The organism is Rhodococcus sp. 27YEA15, assembly GCF_049739425.1.
Lineage (GTDB): Bacteria > Actinomycetota > Actinomycetes > Mycobacteriales > Mycobacteriaceae > Rhodococcus_F.
Genome location: NZ_JBMHHW010000001.1, coordinates 1,758,033 through 1,774,972 on the forward strand (window position 1 = coordinate 1,758,033; position 16,940 = coordinate 1,774,972).

At 62.5% G+C, this 16,940-nt stretch carries 17 protein-coding genes and 3 pseudogenes; 6 read left to right on the top strand and 14 right to left on the bottom strand.

Annotation, left to right across the window (positions count from 1 at the left end; genetic code table 11):
- Window positions 1–23 precede the first annotated feature (23 nt).
- On the top strand, window positions 24–671 hold the full coding sequence (locus tag ABH922_RS08020) for an isochorismatase family protein (RefSeq protein WP_424806408.1): 648 nt from the start codon (window positions 24–26) through the stop codon (window positions 669–671).
- 24 nt (window positions 672–695) lie between these two features.
- Complete coding sequence (locus ABH922_RS08025; protein WP_424806409.1) at window positions 696–1,163, top strand: flavodoxin family protein; 468 nt, start codon at window positions 696–698, stop codon at window positions 1,161–1,163.
- Here the strand turns inward: ABH922_RS08025 and ABH922_RS08030 are convergent.
- The 6 genes from ABH922_RS08030 to ABH922_RS08055 all read right to left on the bottom strand — a co-directional run bounded on the left by ABH922_RS08030 (window position 1,160) and on the right by ABH922_RS08055 (window position 4,748).
- Entirely contained in the window at window positions 1,160–1,609 is a 450-nt protein-coding gene (locus tag ABH922_RS08030; RefSeq protein WP_424806410.1) for a hypothetical protein, read from the bottom strand. The genes ABH922_RS08025 and ABH922_RS08030 overlap by 4 nt on opposite strands.
- Before the next feature lie 50 nt (window positions 1,610–1,659).
- Entirely contained in the window at window positions 1,660–1,815 is a 156-nt protein-coding gene (locus ABH922_RS08035; protein ID WP_424806411.1) for a hypothetical protein, read from the bottom strand.
- A 53-nt stretch (window positions 1,816–1,868) separates the two neighbouring features.
- The gene (locus ABH922_RS08040; protein ID WP_424806412.1) at window positions 1,869–2,372 is read right to left on the bottom strand and encodes a hypothetical protein; all 504 of its coding nucleotides are present in this window, start codon (window positions 2,370–2,372) and stop codon (window positions 1,869–1,871) included.
- Window positions 2,369–3,097, bottom strand: coding sequence for a hypothetical protein (locus ABH922_RS08045; RefSeq protein WP_424806413.1), 729 nt, complete (start codon window positions 3,095–3,097; stop codon window positions 2,369–2,371). Before ABH922_RS08045 ends, ABH922_RS08040 begins: the two co-directional genes overlap by 4 nt.
- Window positions 3,098–3,141: 44 nt before the next feature.
- Window positions 3,142–4,269: a hypothetical protein gene (locus ABH922_RS08050; protein WP_424806414.1), complete on the bottom strand. Its 1,128-nt coding sequence runs from the start codon at window positions 4,267–4,269 to the stop codon at window positions 3,142–3,144.
- A 308-nt stretch (window positions 4,270–4,577) separates the two neighbouring features.
- A complete protein-coding gene (locus ABH922_RS08055; RefSeq protein WP_424806415.1) occupies window positions 4,578–4,748 on the bottom strand; it encodes a hypothetical protein in 171 nt (56 codons plus the stop codon).
- Between ABH922_RS08055 and ABH922_RS08060 the strand changes: the two genes are divergently transcribed.
- Entirely contained in the window at window positions 4,735–4,890 is a 156-nt protein-coding gene (locus ABH922_RS08060) for a hypothetical protein (RefSeq protein WP_424806416.1), read from the top strand. The genes ABH922_RS08055 and ABH922_RS08060 overlap by 14 nt on opposite strands.
- A gap of 348 nt (window positions 4,891–5,238) precedes the next feature.
- Here ABH922_RS08060 and ABH922_RS08065 read toward each other — a convergent pair whose 3' ends face one another.
- Complete coding sequence (locus ABH922_RS08065) at window positions 5,239–5,880, bottom strand: class I SAM-dependent methyltransferase (RefSeq protein WP_424806417.1); 642 nt, start codon at window positions 5,878–5,880, stop codon at window positions 5,239–5,241.
- 168 nt (window positions 5,881–6,048) lie between these two features.
- Between ABH922_RS08065 and ABH922_RS08070 the strand changes: the two are divergent.
- The 3 genes and pseudogenes from ABH922_RS08070 to entS all read left to right on the top strand — a co-directional run.
- Window positions 6,049–6,451, top strand: a pseudogene (locus ABH922_RS08070) (protein kinase domain-containing protein); the annotation flags it as partial.
- 373 nt (window positions 6,452–6,824) lie between these two features.
- Window positions 6,825–6,953, top strand: a complete 129-nt coding sequence (locus ABH922_RS08075) for a hypothetical protein (RefSeq protein ID WP_424806418.1) — start codon at window positions 6,825–6,827, stop codon at window positions 6,951–6,953.
- Window positions 6,950–8,206 (top strand): annotated as a pseudogene (gene entS, locus ABH922_RS08080) (enterobactin transporter EntS); the annotation flags it as partial. The gene ABH922_RS08075 and the pseudogene entS, both read left to right, overlap by 4 nt.
- 8 nt (window positions 8,207–8,214) lie before the next feature.
- On the opposite strand, the pseudogene ABH922_RS08085 reads toward entS, so the two are convergent.
- The 7 genes and pseudogenes from ABH922_RS08085 to nuoL form a co-directional block, all read right to left on the bottom strand.
- A pseudogene (locus tag ABH922_RS08085) lies at window positions 8,215–8,743 on the bottom strand (class I SAM-dependent methyltransferase).
- 326 nt (window positions 8,744–9,069) lie between these two features.
- Window positions 9,070–9,852, bottom strand: a complete 783-nt coding sequence (locus ABH922_RS08090) for an alpha/beta hydrolase (protein WP_424806419.1) — start codon at window positions 9,850–9,852, stop codon at window positions 9,070–9,072.
- Between the two features lie 131 nt (window positions 9,853–9,983).
- Window positions 9,984–10,193 (bottom strand): hypothetical protein, encoded by a 210-nt coding sequence (locus ABH922_RS08095; RefSeq protein WP_424806420.1) that lies wholly within the window; start codon window positions 10,191–10,193, stop codon window positions 9,984–9,986.
- A 458-nt stretch (window positions 10,194–10,651) separates the two neighbouring features.
- Window positions 10,652–11,431: an SDR family NAD(P)-dependent oxidoreductase gene (locus ABH922_RS08100; RefSeq protein ID WP_424806421.1), complete on the bottom strand. Its 780-nt coding sequence runs from the start codon at window positions 11,429–11,431 to the stop codon at window positions 10,652–10,654.
- A gap of 443 nt (window positions 11,432–11,874) precedes the next feature.
- Window positions 11,875–13,473 (bottom strand): NADH-quinone oxidoreductase subunit NuoN, encoded by a 1,599-nt coding sequence (gene nuoN, locus ABH922_RS08105; protein WP_424806422.1) that lies wholly within the window; start codon window positions 13,471–13,473, stop codon window positions 11,875–11,877.
- On the bottom strand, window positions 13,470–15,035 hold the full coding sequence (locus ABH922_RS08110; RefSeq protein ID WP_424809608.1) for an NADH-quinone oxidoreductase subunit M: 1,566 nt from the start codon (window positions 15,033–15,035) through the stop codon (window positions 13,470–13,472). Before ABH922_RS08110 ends, nuoN begins: the two co-directional genes overlap by 4 nt.
- A gap of 11 nt (window positions 15,036–15,046) precedes the next feature.
- A complete protein-coding gene (gene nuoL / locus ABH922_RS08115) occupies window positions 15,047–16,939 on the bottom strand; it encodes an NADH-quinone oxidoreductase subunit L (RefSeq protein WP_424806423.1) in 1,893 nt (630 codons plus the stop codon).
- Window position 16,940 lies beyond the last annotated feature (1 nt).

Below are 16,940 nucleotides of genomic sequence, written 5' to 3' on the forward strand. Positions count from 1 at the left end.
GTAATCACCCGAGGAGATTTTCGATGGCTCTGCCCACTGGTATCCGGTATTCGATGCCGACCGAGCTTCCCACCAACCGCGTCGAATGGACTCTCGATCCGTCGCGGGCGATGTTTCTCCTGCATGACATGCAGCAGTACTTCGTCAACGCCTACGATCGCACCGAAGATCCACTCGCGACCGTGGTGCCCAACATAGACCGACTTCGTCTCGCTGCGCGAGAAGCCGGTATTCCGGTCGTGTACACCGCTCAGCCCGGCGATCAGAATCCGCAGGAGCGTGCGCTGCTCGCAGATTTCTGGGGGCCGGGATTGAAGGCGGATCCAGCAGACACGGACGTTATCTCCGAGCTCGCGCCGTTCGAGGACGACGTGCTGCTCACCAAGTGGCGGTACAGCGCATTCATCAAGACCGACCTGCGTGAACGTATGCGTGCCAGCGGTCGCGACCAGCTGATCATCACCGGCGTGTACGCCCACATAGGTTGCCTGACCACGGCGTTGGACGGCTTCATGCAGGACGTTCAGATCTTCTTCGTCGGCGACGCCGTCGCGGACTTCTCGCTGGCAGAGCACGTCGGCGCCCTCGAATACGTGGCCGGCCGGTGCGCGACCGTCGTGGGAACCGACGCCTTGCTCTCGACTCTGAGCGAGAACAGCGTCTCGGTCTGACACTGCGCCAGTACTGTCGATCCGGTGAAGACTCTGTTGGTTGTTCATCATTCGCCCTCACCCGCCACCCACGAATTGCTCGACGCCGTTCTGGCAGGTGCCCGCGATCCTGAGATCGAGGGCGTCGACGTCCGCGTGGTTCCAGCATTGGCCGCGACGGTGCCCGACGTATTGGGTGCTGACGGCTACCTCTTCGGCACTCCGGCGAATTTCGGCTACATGTCCGGAGCGCTCAAGTACTTCTTCGACACGACGTACTACCAGGTGTTGGGTGCTGTTGTCTCTCGCCCGTACGGATTGTGGGTGCACGGGAACAACGACACCACCGGAGCAGTGAAGTCCATTCAAGGTATCGTCACCGGGCTCGGGTTGTCGGCAGTATCGAAACCGGTGGAAGTATCAGGGAGAGTAGATAAGTTGGTGCGCGAGAGTTGCTACGAACTCGGCGCGACAGTGGCTTTCAACACCGGTGCAACGACACTGTCGTACTAGGTGGTGAAGAGCTGCAGATGGACGTAGCGGGTTGTCGCGTCACGCTCGTCAATCGTGACGGTTCTGCTGACATATTGACCGTTCGGCCGTTGGATGCGGTCAGCAGTTTTCACGAGTGAGGGTGAAGTGTCCAAGGGTGGTCCCGCAATGGGACTTCCGTATATTCTGTACATTTTGGTGAGCGGTGCCGTGAAGTTCGACGCGGCCAGAAATTGGGTGAGCCCTTCCGGATCGGTACGTAGCGTGAGTCGGTACCTCATGTCGATTCCACTGTCGAAGTCGGCAGCGAGCACGGTGACACCATCGGGGATCACGATTCCGCCGAACTCGACGGCTTCTGCGGTGATGTCGGCCACTGTTCCGGTCGAGTGTCGAGGTGAACGCGAGTCAGCGTCGCCGGGTTCGCCGCCACACCCGGAGGCACAGACCGCAATGGCTATCAGCACGGCGATAATCACAGTAAGTGTTGACGTGCTGGCCGGCCTTATCTGGTGTGTCATCGGGTGGGGTCGCTCCTGTTTCCGTCTCGGTTGTCCTGTGCGCCAGGCAGGTCGATGCCCTGCGTTGCGGGCACGGTGCCTTCGTATCGTCGAACGTCGCTGACTCCGTCCAAGTCGTATTCGCGCGCCAAGCCCGCGGTGTGCAGCGGCACCCACACTCGTGTCTGTCACAGCGATCGCAGTAACGAATTTCAGGTACAGGACATCAGGTTGTGTAGAGCATCAGGTGGATGTAGCGGGTAGTCGCGTCGCGCTCGTCGACGGTGACGGATCTGTTAACCAACTGACCGTTCGGCCGTTGGATACGGTCCCACGTTTCCACGACCGAGGGAGAGGTGTCCAACCGTGGTCCCGCAATGGGGCTTAGGAAAGTTACGCCACCCTTTGTGAGTGGTGTCGTGAAGTTCGATGCGGACAGGAATTTGGTGAGTCCCTCCGGATCGGTAAGAAGCGTGAGCTGGTACAAAGTGTCCAGGGCGCTTTCGGTGTGGGCGGCCAGGACGGTGACACCTTCAGGGATGGCTATTCCGCTGAAGTCGACTGCCTCCGTGGTGATGTCGGCTACCGTCCCGGTCGAGTGTCGGGTTGAACGCGAGTCAGCGTCGCCGGGTTCGCCGCCACATCCCGTGGCACTGACCGTGATGGCTATCAACACGGCGATCAGCACCGAAAGTGTTGACGTGCTGGTCGGCCTCATATGGTGTGTCATCGGGTGGGGTCGCTCCTGTTTCCGTCTCGGTTGTCCTGTGCGCCGGGCAGTTTGATGTTCTGCGTTGCGGGCACGGTGCCTTCGTATCGTCGAACGTCGCTGACTCCGTCCAGGTCGTATTCGCGCGCCAAGCCCGCGGTGTGCAGCGCGCCCATACACTTGTCCGTCACGGTGATGCCGGCGATCTCAGTGCTCTTGCTGCCATCCCAGTTGTATCGGTCGTGCACCCACACCTTGTACTCGACAGTAACCCGAGGCTCCGAACCATCAGCTCGCTCGTGAACGGTGACTACACCGGTGGTGCAAATCTGAATTCCACCCATCGCGAAATACCAGTCCGGGTTCATCGGCTCAACGATGTAAACATCCCGAACCCATTCCGACTGGAACGGCATCGGATTCTCGTAATTCTTGTTAGTCGAGACTTCGGAGGCTATCTGTCGAATCTCGGCTTCCGCCGATTTATTGGCAATCCTGTCGATCTCAGGCACGTCGCGTAGCAGTTCGTCGACTTTGGGGTCCAGTCCCGCTCCCGTGTTTTCGAGGTAGTGATCGAGGTGCCGGGCGGCATGCGTCCAGCCTTTGGCGTCGGCCGCGATCGCCGCTGCTGCCGCTACTTTGGCGAAGGCGACGTCGTCACCGCGACTGTAGAGAGGTTGGGACCCCCAGCTGCCTTGTCCTTGGTCGTCGGGTGGGTAGGGGAGGGGATCAGGTATCGATGCCATGAGGTCTCTAGTCGCTCGTCGTCTTCTCTGGTGTGGTCACTGGTTCACACTCGCGCGTCAGGGTCGGCGGTGTCTTGCCACCAGACGTTGTTGCTGTATCCGTAGCGTGTGGCTCCCAGGTCGGTAATGATCTTGGTGGGGAGTTCGAATTCGCTGGGGTTGTAGCTGGGCGGAGCGTGTCCGGGTTGATAGTCGAGGGCGCCGCACATTCGGTCGATGGCGGTAGTGATTGCGTCGTTACGGCTGGTGGCATCACGTTTGAGATTGTCGACGGCCTCGAAGACTCGAGATCGCATCGAGCCCTGTATGGCGCTGTCGCCCAACAAAGCCCATACCCCCAGCGGCAGGGTGAAGCTGAGGAAGCTCATGGGCTCGGTGACGGCCGCCACCAAGCTCGAGGCTTGGTTGTAGACGAGGCGCTCCAGGAGCAGCCCGCCGTTCTCGACGATCTTGCCGATGGCGTCGAGGTTGTCGCTACGTTCGCTGATCGTGGTCGTGAGGTTGGTCGCGGTGGTTCCGAATGAGGTTGCCGCTTCGCCGGTCCAGCTGGTCTGTATCCAGTTCTTACCGCCGGAGAGGTCTTGTGCGGTGACAACATCGTTGAGCCCCAGGACGGTGATCCGTTTGCCGATTTCTTGGAGATGTTCCCAGTCGGCTACGAGTGGCGTGAGGTAGTCGGCGACAGGTTTGATGCCGACGGACTGGCTGAGGGGTTCGTCGTAGGGGTCCAGGATGTCGATGCTCGCGGCGACGGTCTGACGAATCGTGCACTGCACATCTTGCACGTCGAGCAATGAGGGCAGCTGGAGTCCGCCGGATCGGATGGCCCCGGTGGCCGGGATTCTGGAGGCGGCGCCCTGGCCGTCGAGGCCAGTTGCTGCTTGGGTGAGCGCGGCGGCATGCCGGTCGTCGCTGTTGTGAAACTGGGTAGCGGCAGTGCCCAGGTTGGTAGCCAGAGTGTCGAGAACGCCCAGGTCGCGTTGGTGTGCACTGGACAGCGTGCGGTGGAGCTTCTCTACTGCTGATGTCAGCTCAGCCATTCGACCGCTCGCCCCGGACAGTGCCACTCCCGGTAGGAGTCGGTTGGCGTTGGACATGAAGTTCTCGCCGATGTCGTTCAGATCCGCCTCGAAACCCGCGAGCTTGAACACGTCAGCCGTAAAGTCTCCCACTGTGCCCCCTTCGACTGTTCGGTTCGAAACGCTCGCCACCGGCGCCGCACCGTCTGACCCCCCCCGGGTTCGGTGTCGATCGCTGTCCGTCGCGGCCGACTATTCCAGAAAATGTGCGGGACGGCGCGGTGACCGTCGCGACGATCCTGCGCTCCAACAACTCCCGTAGATACTCACCAACTCATTGGGCTCAGGTAGGCGCATAAGTCGAGACCGAGGTCCTGAAAGGGTGCTCAGCGCTACGGGATCGGTCCGGCATGGACGGGATGGCCTTGATTCAGGCTCCTCAACTACGGTCCAGATTTCGATCAACGTCGAGTCGGGACAAGTCCGGGATGCAGTGCGCTGCTGCCGCATCCGTCGATGTGGGTGATCGACGTTGCGGCGTCGATCGACGGGCCGGCAGGCGGGGTGAGCAGTTCGGCCGTGACCGCGCTGATTCCGATGTTGTTGCCGCGGAACACGATGAGGACGGACATCGAGGCCATGGTGTCTCCGGCTGTCGCAGGTTTGATCATCGCGGGCGCAGGCGGCGACGTTGTTCAGGCGGTCGGGTTGGTATCGCTGCGGGCGGCCCGTACGGTGACGTCGGAATTCTCGGCACCCGATTCTCGAGTGTGATCTGCACCCTTCAGGGCCGAGTGTATTGCAATCGTCACGTAAAGCTGGGGTCAAGCTGGGGATTTGTCGTGTGGATGTGCGCTCGGCCGCCGTATCGGCGATCTGTTTGTTAGCTTTCTGTCTGTGACGCACGGTCACGGAAAATTCGCGAAGGATGGAGGTTGAATATGGGTTCCTTGTCGGCGATCATCGCCCTGTATCAGATCTACACATTTCTCGAGCCGGTCCTGAGTTCGCTGAGCTGATTCGACGTCGATCGCCGCCGGCGGACCGGGGGGATTCGGTCTGCCGGCGGCGATCACGCGTCGGAGTTGACTCGACAGTATGGCTGCAGGAGAGAAGGATTCGTCAGAAAATCCCGCGCTGTGAACGTGCCAGCACCGCCACCAGGAACTCGGACGACTCGGTGAACGGGCGCAGATCCCACGTCGACAGCAACACGTCCGGGGCCAGTCCGCTTGCCTCGGCGTCGCTGAGGAACTCGGCGAACTCGTAGTCGCGCCCGGCTCCGAAACCGACCACTACCCGCCCGTTCGGCGCGAGATGACGCGCGAACCCGGCCAACACGGATCTCCTGGTCGACGGAGCGACGAATGCGAGAACGTTGCCGGCGGAGACGACGACATCGAAATCGGCCGCAATTCCACGAGCAGGCAGATCCAACTCGGCGAGATCCCCGACAAGCCACGTCGGACCTGGATAGTCCTCTTCCGCAGCGGCGATCAACACCGGATCGACGTCGACGCCCACTACCTCGTGACCGGCGACGTGCAGATATCCGCCCAGCCGGCCGGGCCCGCACCCCGCATCGAGAACCCGTCCGCCGCGTCCGAGCATGGCGTCGATCATCCGCGCTTCTCCGACGATGTCCTTGCCCTCGGACGTCATGGTGCGAAATCGTTGCACGTACCGGGCGGAATGAGTGGGATCGGCTGCGGTGATCTCTTCCCACTGGCTGGGTACACGTTTACTGGGAGCCGGTTCGGTCATCTCCCGATTGTCCCCGATGGACCGTCGCGCCGGGGTGAGGGGTTCGCGCAGCATTGTCTCGTAGCGGTGTCCGACTGGACGACGTACGGCAGTACGTGTTGTATCCGACGTGGTTAAGCTCTACGAAACATGCGCTGACCTGTTGCGACGGCCGACTTTTTTGACGGGATGACGGTGGCCGAGCTGACTCCCGGCACGGTTTTTGCCCTGATTCACGATCGAGCGGTTGTTGGGCGTCGGTGGCATGGGTTCGATGTACCTGGCTGCTCATCCGCGTATACCCCGGAAGATCGCGTTGAAATTGCTGCACAGGTCGTTGACCGACGATCAGTACGCGAGTGCTCTGTCCGAACGTGAGGCCGACCATGCTGCGCGACTCGATCACCCGAACATCGTGTCGGTTCTCGATCGTGGGCGTGAGAACGGTCAGCTCTGGATCGCGATGCAGTACGTGTCCGGGACAGACGCTGCAGTGGCTGTCGAATCGGCGAGGCTCGAACCTGCTCGCGCCGTCCACATCATCGGTGAGATCGCCAAGGCTCTCGAATACGCGCACGAGAACGGCGTCCTGCAATCCTCGTGCAACCGGGGCGACCGTGAGGCGGGCCGTCGGTCGGCGCTTCGGACGTCAGGCTGCCGTCGTACACACTGCCGGCGCAATCATGTCGGTTCAGAAGATTGTCACCGGATTGGACTTGAAGGCGGTATCTCGTCCGGTACCGGTACAGGGGAGCGCAGTCGACAGGTCGGTACTCGCGCATTGCCGTGAACTCTGCGCGACGGTTGCACTTCACGCTTCAGGTATCTGATCGCATCCTTGAAGTGTGCCTTCGTTCGGACCGGTTTGCGAAAGTCTGTACCGAGATGCTTAGTTTAGGCTAACCACAAGATCGCGAGGTCTGGCCACGCCGACAAGTGCCGAGTAGCTGAGCAACGGGAGAAAAATGAGTGCATCTCTACTGTCACCGACGTACGGCCGTATGCGGCTCTCCGCCGGATTCGGGAATCGAGCGGTAGTCGGAGCGACAGCGAGGTTCGACGAACAATTCGCGATCGGGCTGATGGTCGGATGAGTGGACTCGGCGGGCTGGTCATCGATGTATCGCCACTTCGGACCAGCCGTCCATTTCGGTACGCATTCTTCGCACGACTTATTTCGCTACTCGGCATCGGGCTGTTGATCGTTGCCGTGCCGGTACAGACCTATCAGCTGACACGGTCGACTCTGCAGGTCGCCGGAGTGTCGACGGCAATGGCGATCGCCATGTTCTTCGGCAGTCTGTTCGGGGGCGTGCTGGCCGATCGCTTCGACAGGCGGCGAACGATTCAGTTGGCCCGCAGCGCAGCGGGTCTCGCCTTCGTGATTCTGGGATGTAATGCGCTGCTGCCGCATCCGTCGATGTGGGTGATCTACATCGCCGCATCGATCGACGGGCTTGCTGGTGGAGTGAGCAGTTCTGCTCTGACGGCCCTGATTCCGATGTTGTTGCCGCGAAACAAGATGGCAGCTGCCGGGGCATTGGTGGCGTTGACCACCGACATCGGCACGATGGTCTCACCGGCCATCGCCGGGTTGATCATCGCGGCCGGCGGAGTACCGGTGACGTACTTCGTCGCGGCCGCGGCAACCGCGGCAACCGTGACGTTGTTCCAGGCGGTCGGAGCGGCGCCCCCGCCGGGCAGCGAGCACGAACCGCCGATGAAAGCCCTGGCGACCGGTGTGAAGTTCGCGGCCGGCCACGGGGTAATTCGAGGTGTCCTGATCAGCGGGCTGCTCGTGATGTTCCTCAGCGGGCCGATAGTGCTGCTCCCGGCATTCGTCGACGACGTTCTCGGTGGCGGGCCGACCATGTTGGGGCTGCTCTACGGAGCGCCCGCAGTCGGTGCCGTGATCGGTTCGTTGACCAGCGGTTGGACCGGGCACGTTCAGCGAAGTGGCACAGCGATGCTCGTGTCGGTCACGATCATGCCCATCGGACTGATCGTTCTCGGTGCCACCGGAACATCGACGATGGCGTTGCCATGGGTGGCGTTTGTTTCTCTGGCCGGTTTCGGGGTCGGACGGGCGATCAACGACATCCTGCGTTTCACCGTTCTCCAACAGAACACCCCGGACGAACTGCGCGGCCGCGTGTCGAGCTTGTGGATGGTGCAGGCCGTCGCCGGAACTGCGGTGGGGTCGATGGCAGCGGGAGCGCTCGGTCAATGGCTCGAACCCGGGCGTGCATTGTTCGTGCTGGGTGTGACGGGTCTGGTCGTCGGCCTGCTGCTGTTGGTTTTCCTGCGATCGGTTCGCGCGGTGACGGCGGAAGCGGACGAAATCGACGGTAGTAGTCAGGTGGACGGCGACAACACGGCAACGAGAAATTCCGACGTGGACGTGAAAGGTCGGAGATCCCAGGTGGAGAGCAAGATGTCAGGAGAGAGTCCGGCGGCTTCCGCGTCGGTGAGGAATTCGGTGAAGGAGTAGTCACGTCCGGCTCCGAAAACCGATCACCACTCGTCCTCGTGGTGCTAGATGGCGAACGAACCCGGCCGGCACGGTTCGTCTCGTGGACGGGGCGACGAAGGCCATGACGTTGCCCGCCGAGACGACGACGTCGAAATCGGCGGCTACCCCGCGGGCCGGTAGGTCCAGTTCGGCGAGGTCGCCGACGAGCCACGTCGGACCGGAGTGGTCTTCTTCGGCAGCGGCGATCAGGACGGGATCGACATCGACGCCGACGACATGATGACCGGCGTCGTGAAGATAGCCGCCGATTCTCCCTGGCCCGCATCCGGCGTCGAGAACTCGCCCACCGCGCCCGAGCATGGCGTCGATCATGCGCGCCTCACCGACGATGTCCTTGCCCTCGGATGCCATCGTGCGGAATCGCTGCACGTAGCGGGTGGAGTGAGAGGAGTCGGCAGTGGTGATCTCTTCCCACTGGCTGGGTACGCGCGTGGGCGGAAACGGTTCGCTCAACCCTCGATTGTCCCTGACCGTCTCACACACGGAGACCAGGGTGCGTTGTGGCAAGTTCGCACTTGCCAGCCGGCCCTGACCGTCATTGCCCTGGCCGTCGGCCGAGTAGGCTTGCGCCACCTTCGGGCGGGGTCTGATGTGTGCAGCACGCCTACGGGACGAACGCGCCGTAGCCGAGGTAGCGGCGTCTGACATGCACCGCACGCCGCTACCGCTCGTTCACCTCACTTCGGAGTTGCGCCGGATGTCGGTCGGAGGTGGCGGACGAAGAATCGTGCTGCACTGTCGAGTTCGTAGTCGGGGACCGGGTAGCGCCTGCCCGTGTAGGCGTGCAACGTCTTCTCCTCGGAGCCGAAGGCGTCGAACAGATCGATTGCGGATTGGCGGTCCAATTCCTCGTCGTTCCAAGGGATTCGGTACTCGACCGGGGCAGTGACCTTTCGTGCCGCGTCGATCAGGACGTCGTCCACGAACACACCGCCGAAGCTCAGGGCTGCGATCCGAGGTTCGACTGCCGCCAACGCCACGCCGGTCACGACACCCAAGGACACACCTGCGTAGCCGACCGGCCTGTCCGGGCCGATCACGGGCAGCGCCTGCAGAGCGTCCAGAGTCGTCTGCCACTCCGGCACAGCACGTTTCGCCAGCGATGTGGTGTAGTCGACGACGATCGGCGCAATCGGCTCACCCGCCGACCTGGCCTGACGGACCGCGTCGGCCCGTTGTCGATCTCGACGGTTGCGTGGCCGGTCACCGTGTCCGGGTGCGTCGATGGCGGCGACGGTGAACCCGAACATGGACACACTGTGAAGTGCACTGGCCACCAGTCCAGGTGCCTTCTTGTGCATGCCGCCGGAATGGCCCGAGAGCACCAGAGGTGACCCGATGTTTCCGGTTGTGGGCGAGAAGAGCACGCCGGTGATCTCGTCCAGAACGAAACGGCGTTCTACGACACCGTTCGACGAGGTCTCGGAGGTGAAGTCGATGATTGTGGAATTGGGATGCATGGTATTGCCTTTCGGGATTGCCGTGATCAGGCGCCCCCGGCGACACTTACCTCGATCGCCGAACCGTGAACAGGAGTGGGAGCGCCCACAGGTATGTTGCGTTCATGGGTTTCGCACCTCCTCGCGTGATGTCACGTTTCGGGCAAAGCTATCAACTCGAACGGCATCCCGTCCATCTGTTTTCTGGCGGCTCGCAGCGTGGCCGCCGGCGTGGCGACCCTGATCGTCGATATCGAGACCAGGAGCGACAATGCGATGAAGACCACCGCGGCGATCACCGCGTGCGAGAGGCTGTGCACGAGAGCGTCGTGAGTCGAGGACAACTGCTGATCACGATCCACGCGGGCCACTTGGTGTCAACGAGGTCAGAACGGCGACGCCCAGCGAGAATCCGATCTGTTGGGTTGTCCGCAGCAGCCTTTGCCGGCACTCGCGGATGCCGAGATACAGGCAGGCCGCTCACAAGAGGTGGGCGGCAGATGCAATCCTGAAATAACGACAACACTGGTTGCCGACCGGATCGACGGCGAACGCCGCACGGTTGCGCAGTAGTTCACGTCGAGAAGGCGGTAACGACAGTTGTCGATGAGGTCCTGGAGCTCAGATGACACGCGCATCGTCCCGTGGTCCGCGCCGCTGCGATGATCCGCGTGTGTCCCGAACGGCAGGCTGGACGAACGGCGGGCTGGGCGAACGGCAGCGCGCCCGGTTGGAGCGATATTCGCGCTGCCGTTCTCGACCGAACTGTCGACGTGTCATTGCAGTCGACGACATTGCAGTCGACGGCATTGGAGCCGACTCAGCGCAGTCGGATACCGCCGTCGATGCGAACGGATTCACCGTTCATGTATGTGTTCTCCGCGAGGTGGATGGCGAGTTGGGCGAATTCGGCCGGGCGGCCGATTCGTTGAGGATTCGGGATCTCCTTCGAGACGGCGTCGAGATACTCCGACGAACCTCGGGGGCCGAGCATCGGAGTCAGGAAACCCCCGGCGATGATCGTGTTGATTCGGATGCCGAGTCCGGCGACGTCACGTGCCGCAGGGAGTGTGTATCCGACTATTCCGGCCTTGGTGCCCGCATATCCGGTCATCCACGCGGCACCCTCCATACCGGCTGACGACGAGGTGTTGATGATCACACCTCGTTCGCCGTTCTCATCGGCTTCGTTGGCAAGCATGGTCGATGCAGCTACGGACATCATGTTGAACGTGCCGACAAGGTTGATGTTCACCATCGAATGGAATGCCGCGCGTAGTTCCGGGATTCGGACGCTCGCCGTGCCGTCGTGATCGACGATCGGCACGTCGGTATTCACCCCGGCAGTGTTGACGTTCACGTGAATCGAGCCGTACCGCTCGATGGCCTTGGCGGTGGCGGACTCGACGGATTCGAGGCTGGAGATGTCCAGTTCGACACCGAGTGCATCGGGCAGTGTCGCCGCGATCGTTTCCGCGAGGTCGCCGCGCCGTCCGCCGATGACGATCGAAGCGCCACGCGCTGCGAATTCGTGGGCGCTGGCAAGGCCCAATCCGGATGTCCCGCCGGCAATGAAGACGGTCTTTCCTGTGAGATGCATGAATATCAGTCCTGTCGTGGTGATGGAGTGCTCTGCCCAGAGGCGGTAGCCGGGTACTGGTCGACGGACGGGTAGTCGTCCACGTTGCTCGATCGAAAATCGGAGGTGTCACGGCGTCCAGGACGGGTCGCCTGAGGCTATGACGTCGAAATTCATTCGGAGGCTGTCGATGTCAGCCTCCTGATCACGCCCGTTCGTTCGAGTCGGGGTCGGTCACAACGGCAGCAAAGTGGCCGGGTCTTTGCTGTCGAGAGTGCTCGTTGTCACCCGAAGCGGCGCTCACCGCCTGTGATGGATCATGTGCTGCCTGTCGTCATGCCGGAAGCGTCCGTCGTATCTTACGGTTAGACAATATATGTAAATGCGTAACATTGCGAGGGCGAACGGTGACGGAAATGGACGTACGAGCACCGTCGGCGAGCCGCCGACCGCGAGCGGCACGCTCACTGGACGAAGTCGGCTGCCCGCTCGGTTAGGTCGAGTACGGGTTGAGGGAGAATGCCCAGGATCAGGGTCACTCCCGCGCCGAGGCCGATGACACTACTGGTCAATGCGCTCGGAACCACGACGGTCGGCGTGTCCTGGGTCGGTTCGGAGAAGAACATCAGCACGATCACCCGCACATAGAACACGGCGGCGATGGCACTGCTCAGCACACCGACGATCACGAGCGGTGCCCCACCACCTTCGGCGGCGGCCCGAAAGACCGCGAACTTCCCGATGAATCCACTGGTCAAAGGGATTCCCGCGAAGGCAAGCAGGAACAGCGCAAACACAACCCCGACCAGTGGTGAGCGCCTGCCCAGTCCGGTCCAGCGCGTCAGCGTCGCGACCTCACCGTCGGCGTCCCGAACCAGGCTGACCACGGCGAACGCTCCCACTGTGCTGAATCCGTAAGCCAGGAGATAGAACATCGTCGCGGCCAGGCCGGCGTCCGAATCTGCGACCACCCCGGTCAGGATGAAACCGGTGTGCGCGACAGCGGAATAGGCGAGCATGCGTTTCACGTCGGTCTGGGTCAGGGCGATCACGGAACCGACGACCATCGTCAGGATCGCAACTGCACACATCAGCGGACGCCAGTTCACGTACTCGTTCGGTAGCGCCACGTACAAGACGCGCAGGATGGCGCCGAATGCGGCGATCTTGGTCGCCGTCGCCATGAAACTGGTGATCGGCGTCGGCGCCCCTTGATAGACGTCCGGAATCCACGAATGGAAGGGGACCGCACCGACTTTGAAAAGCAGGCCCGCGGCGACCAGGGCGGTGCCGAGCCACAGGAAAGAATCGTTGTCGGTTCCGAGCTGAGCTGCATCGGCGATGCCGGACAGGGCGACCGTTCCGGAATAGCCGTACAGCAAGGCGATTCCGAAGACGAAGAACGCCGACGAGAATGCGCCGAGGAGGAAGTACTTGAGTGCAGCTTCCTGGGAGAGCAATCGCCGCCGCCGCGCGAGGCCGCACAGAAGGTAGAGGGGAAGTGAGAAGACCTCCAGTGCAACGAACATGGTCAGCAGATCGTTCGCCGCCGGGAACAAGAGCATCCCGCCTATCGCGAAGACGGTGAGGGGGAAGACTTCCGTCTGCGCGATCCCGATCGTGGACGCTTCTCGTTCCGCGGCACTGCCCGGCACGCTCGACGCCTGATGTGTGAAGCTTGCGAGTGAATCATGCTGCGGCACTGCAGCCGTGGTGTCACCTGATCCGCGCTCCGCGATGAGCAGCAATGCGGGGATCGATACCAGCAACACGGCGCCCTGGAGGAACAACGCGGGGCCGTCGACGGCGACCGAACCCATCATCGCCGTCGACTCGGTTCCGGCGAGAAGTGCCACCGCCACGAGTGCTGCCGCGACCCCGCCGACACTGACAACGAGCTGAACCGGGTAGCGAAGCCGCCCCGGAGCGAACGCCTCGATCAGCACGCCTACTACCGCAACGCCGAACACGATCAACATCGGGGACAGGAGGCTGTACTCGATACTCGGTGACGCCGTCGTGGTCGAACCCAGAATCGCCGTGTCGTGGAAGGAACTCGTCACGGGGTGCCTCCTTCGTGCTCGGCGATCAGCGTGCTCGGCGGTTGGTCGACGATCGTGTGGCTCACAGCCGGGGTGATGACGTCCAAAGCCGGTTTGGGGTAGATGCCGAGGATCAGGAGCAGTGCGATCAGCGGTGTTACGACGACGAGTTCACGCCGCACCAGGTCGGGGATCTTTGCGGTCCCGTCCGTGACGGCGCCGCCCATCACACGCTGATAGAGCCACAGGATGTAGATCGCCGACAGAACCAGCGCGGCCGTCGCGGCGATCGCGGCAACGTGGTAGCGCGAATACGTGCCGATAAGCACCAGGAATTCGCTGATGAACGGTGCCAGTCCCGGCATCGAGAGTGTGGCCAAACCGGCCACCAGAAAGGTGCCGGCCAAGATCGGCGCAACTTTCTGAACTCCGCCGTATGCCGCGATGGACCTGGTTCCGCGTCGTGAGACGAGGAACCCTGCGATGAGAAAGAGCGCTGCCGTGGAGATTCCGTGATTGACCATGTAGAGCGTCGCACCGGCCTGGCTTTGGCTGGTCATCGCGAAAATTCCGAGAATGATGAACCCGAAGTGCGAAATCGACGTGTACGCGATCAGACGTAATACGTCGGTCTGGGCGATTGCCAGAACCGCGCCGTAGATGATACCGATCACGGCGAGTGTGATGATCCACGGCGCGAATCTCGACGACGATTCGGGAAACAGTTGCAGGCAGTAGCGGATCATTGCGAAGGTGCCCACCTTGTCCACGACGGCCATCATCAGCACGGCCGTGGACGGGGTCGACTCCACGGCGGAGTCCGGCAACCAACTGTGCAGCGGCCAGAGCGGCGCTTTGACCGCGAACGCGAACATGAACCCGAGGAACAGCGCGTTGAGCACTCCGGGCGCGACCCCCAGTTCACCGTTCGAGGCTGCGGCGGCGATGGCGCGGAAATCGAAAGTTCCACCGCTGAAGGGGCTCTCGGATCGGCTGGTCACCACGTACAGGCCGACGACGGCGGCGAGCATCACCAGGCCGCCGAGCAGGTTGTAGAGCAGAAACTTCACTGCGGCACGGGAGCGGTCGGCGCCGCCGAATCCGCCGATGAGGAAATACATCGGAATGAGCATCGCCTCGAAGAAGATGTAGAACAGCAGGATGTCCAGCGCACTGAACGAGATCATGACCATGGACTCGACCACGAGGATCAATGCGAAGTAGGTGTGCGGCCGGCGCGGCGACGCGTGATCCGGTGTGACGTCGTTCCATCCCGCGACCAGAAGCAGGGGTACGAGAACTGCTGTGAGCAGAACGAGTACGAGCGCGATCCCGTCGAGTCCGAGCATGTATCCGGCACCGAAAGCCGGTATCCACTTGTGGTTCTCGACGAACTGAAACTGGTCGCCGCCGCGATCGAATGCGATGGCGAGCGTCGCCGCGACGCCCAGTACCGCCACGGAAACGGCCACCGCAATCGACTTGGCCAGCTGGTGTAGACGTGCCGGTACCGCGAGCACGACGGCGGCGCCGATCAGTGGAAGGAGCCACAGCGCCGTCAAGACGGGGAATCCGCTGTTCACGGCAGCGTCGTTCACCACAGTGTCACCGCCAACATCATCGCCACCACCAGCGTCACGCCGAAGAACATCAGGAGCGCGTACGACCGAACGAATCCGGTCTGCAGCCTGCGGATCCGTGTCGACAACGCGGCGATCGCCACCGCGACGCCCCCGACAGCGCCGTCGATTCCCTTGGTGTCGAACACGTCCAGGGCTCGGGTCACCTGCAGGCCGGGCCGCATGAGCAGGGCTTCGTTGACGGTGTCACCGTAGAGATCGCGTCGCGCGGCGACTGTGAGCGGTGAGACCGACGCCGGTGCCACCCCCGGGATTTCTCGGGTGGCATACCGGCGGTACGCGACGAGGACTCCGACGGCAACGGCGAGCAGTGCCAGCGCCGTGATCGCCGCAGCCGGAATCGGGGGCTCGACGTGATGCGAGCCGACCACAGGTTCGAGCCAGTTCTGCAAGCCGGATCCAATGGTCAGCAGAGCGCCGCCCGCCACCGATCCGACTGCGAGCACAATCATCGGCGACGTCATGACGGCGGGAGATTCATGCGGCCGGTGGCCCTCCCACCGAGGCTTCCCGAAGAACGTCATCAGCATCACGCGAGTCATGTAGAACGCGGTGAGCGCGGCACCGAGCAGGGTGACGGCGCCGAGAATCAGCCCCTTGACGCCACCTTCACCGATCGCGACCTCGATGATCTTGTCCTTGGAGAAGAACCCGGCGAATGGCGGAACACCGATGATGGCAAGGTATCCCAGGCCGAACGTCACGAAGGTCACCGGCATGAATGCCCGAAGCCCGCCGTAGCGTCGCATGTCGGTCTCGTCGTTCGTTCCGTGCATCACCGAACCTGCACCGAGAAACAGTCCGGCTTTGAAGAAGCCGTGGGTGAGCAGGTGCATGATCGCGAAGGCGTATCCGGCCGGGCCGAGACCGGCGGCGAGGACCATGTAACCGATCTGGCTCATCGTCGATGCCGCGAGCGCTTTCTTGATGTCGTCCTTCGCGCAGCCGATGATCGCCCCGAACAGCAGCGTCACGGCTCCGACGACGACGACGACGAGTTGCGCGTGTGGCGCGAGGTCGAAGATCGGGTTGGCGCGCACGATCAGGTACACGCCGGCAGTGACCATCGTCGCCGCATGGATCAGCGCCGATACCGGTGTCGGGCCCTCCATGGCGTCGCCGAGCCATGACTGTAGCGGGACCTGCGCCGATTTCGCGCATGCGGCCAGGAGCAGCATCAGGCCGATCGCGGTGAGGACGCCTTCGCCCACCAGCGATGCGCCGCCGAAGACGTCCTCGTAGGACAACGACCCGAACGTGGTGAACATCAACATCATCGCGATCATCAGACCGACGTCGCCCACCCGGTTGACGATAAACGCCTTCTTCGCCGCGGTGGCTGCCGACGGCTTGTGTTGCCAGAATCCGATGAGAAGGTACGACGCCAACCCGACGCCTTCCCAGCCGACGTACAGGCCGAGGAAGTTGTCGGCGAGCACCAGGAGGAGCATCGCGGCCAGGAACAGATTGAGGTAGGCGAAGAACTTGCGGCGCTCGTGGTCATGGGCCATGTAGCCGACGGAGTAGATGTGGATCAGCGACCCTACGCCGGTGACGAGAAGCACGAAACACATCGACAGCTGGTCCAGGGCCAAGCCGAACTCGACGTGCACACTGTCGACGGGAACCCAACTGAACAGGTGCTCGGAGATGCTGCGATCGGCGGTGTCGCGGCCGAGCATGGCGAAGAAGAGTGTCAGAGCCACCGCGAAGGATGCGAACGCCATGACGCAGGACAGCAGGTGGCCCCACCGGTTCGAGCGTCGACCGGTCAGGAGAAGGACGATGGCACCGCACAGCGGTAGAGCGGGCAGCAACCAGATGGCGGACGTGATTCCCCCTGACATG

What these genes read in the sequence shown, in the direction of transcription:
- ABH922_RS08055 (WP_424806415.1), bottom strand. Translation starts at nt 4,748, where the DNA reads ATGTCCGTCCTCATCGTGTTCCGCGGCAACAACATCGGAATCAGCGCG.
- ABH922_RS08060 (WP_424806416.1), top strand. Translation starts at nt 4,735, where the DNA reads ATGAGGACGGACATCGAGGCCATGGTGTCTCCGGCTGTCGCAGGTTTG.
- ABH922_RS08045 (WP_424806413.1), bottom strand. Translation starts at nt 3,097, where the DNA reads ATGGCATCGATACCTGATCCCCTCCCCTACCCACCCGACGACCAAGGA.
- ABH922_RS08075 (WP_424806418.1), top strand. Translation starts at nt 6,825, where the DNA reads ATGAGTGCATCTCTACTGTCACCGACGTACGGCCGTATGCGGCTCTCC.
- ABH922_RS08065 (WP_424806417.1), bottom strand. Translation starts at nt 5,880, where the DNA reads ATGACCGAACCGGCTCCCAGTAAACGTGTACCCAGCCAGTGGGAAGAG.
- ABH922_RS08100 (WP_424806421.1), bottom strand. Translation starts at nt 11,431, where the DNA reads ATGCATCTCACAGGAAAGACCGTCTTCATTGCCGGCGGGACATCCGGA.
- ABH922_RS08040 (WP_424806412.1), bottom strand. Translation starts at nt 2,372, where the DNA reads ATGACACACCATATGAGGCCGACCAGCACGTCAACACTTTCGGTGCTG.
- ABH922_RS08090 (WP_424806419.1), bottom strand. Translation starts at nt 9,852, where the DNA reads ATGCATCCCAATTCCACAATCATCGACTTCACCTCCGAGACCTCGTCG.
- ABH922_RS08020 (WP_424806408.1), top strand. Translation starts at nt 24, where the DNA reads ATGGCTCTGCCCACTGGTATCCGGTATTCGATGCCGACCGAGCTTCCC.
- nuoL (WP_424806423.1), bottom strand. Translation starts at nt 16,939, where the DNA reads ATGTCAGGGGGAATCACGTCCGCCATCTGGTTGCTGCCCGCTCTACCG.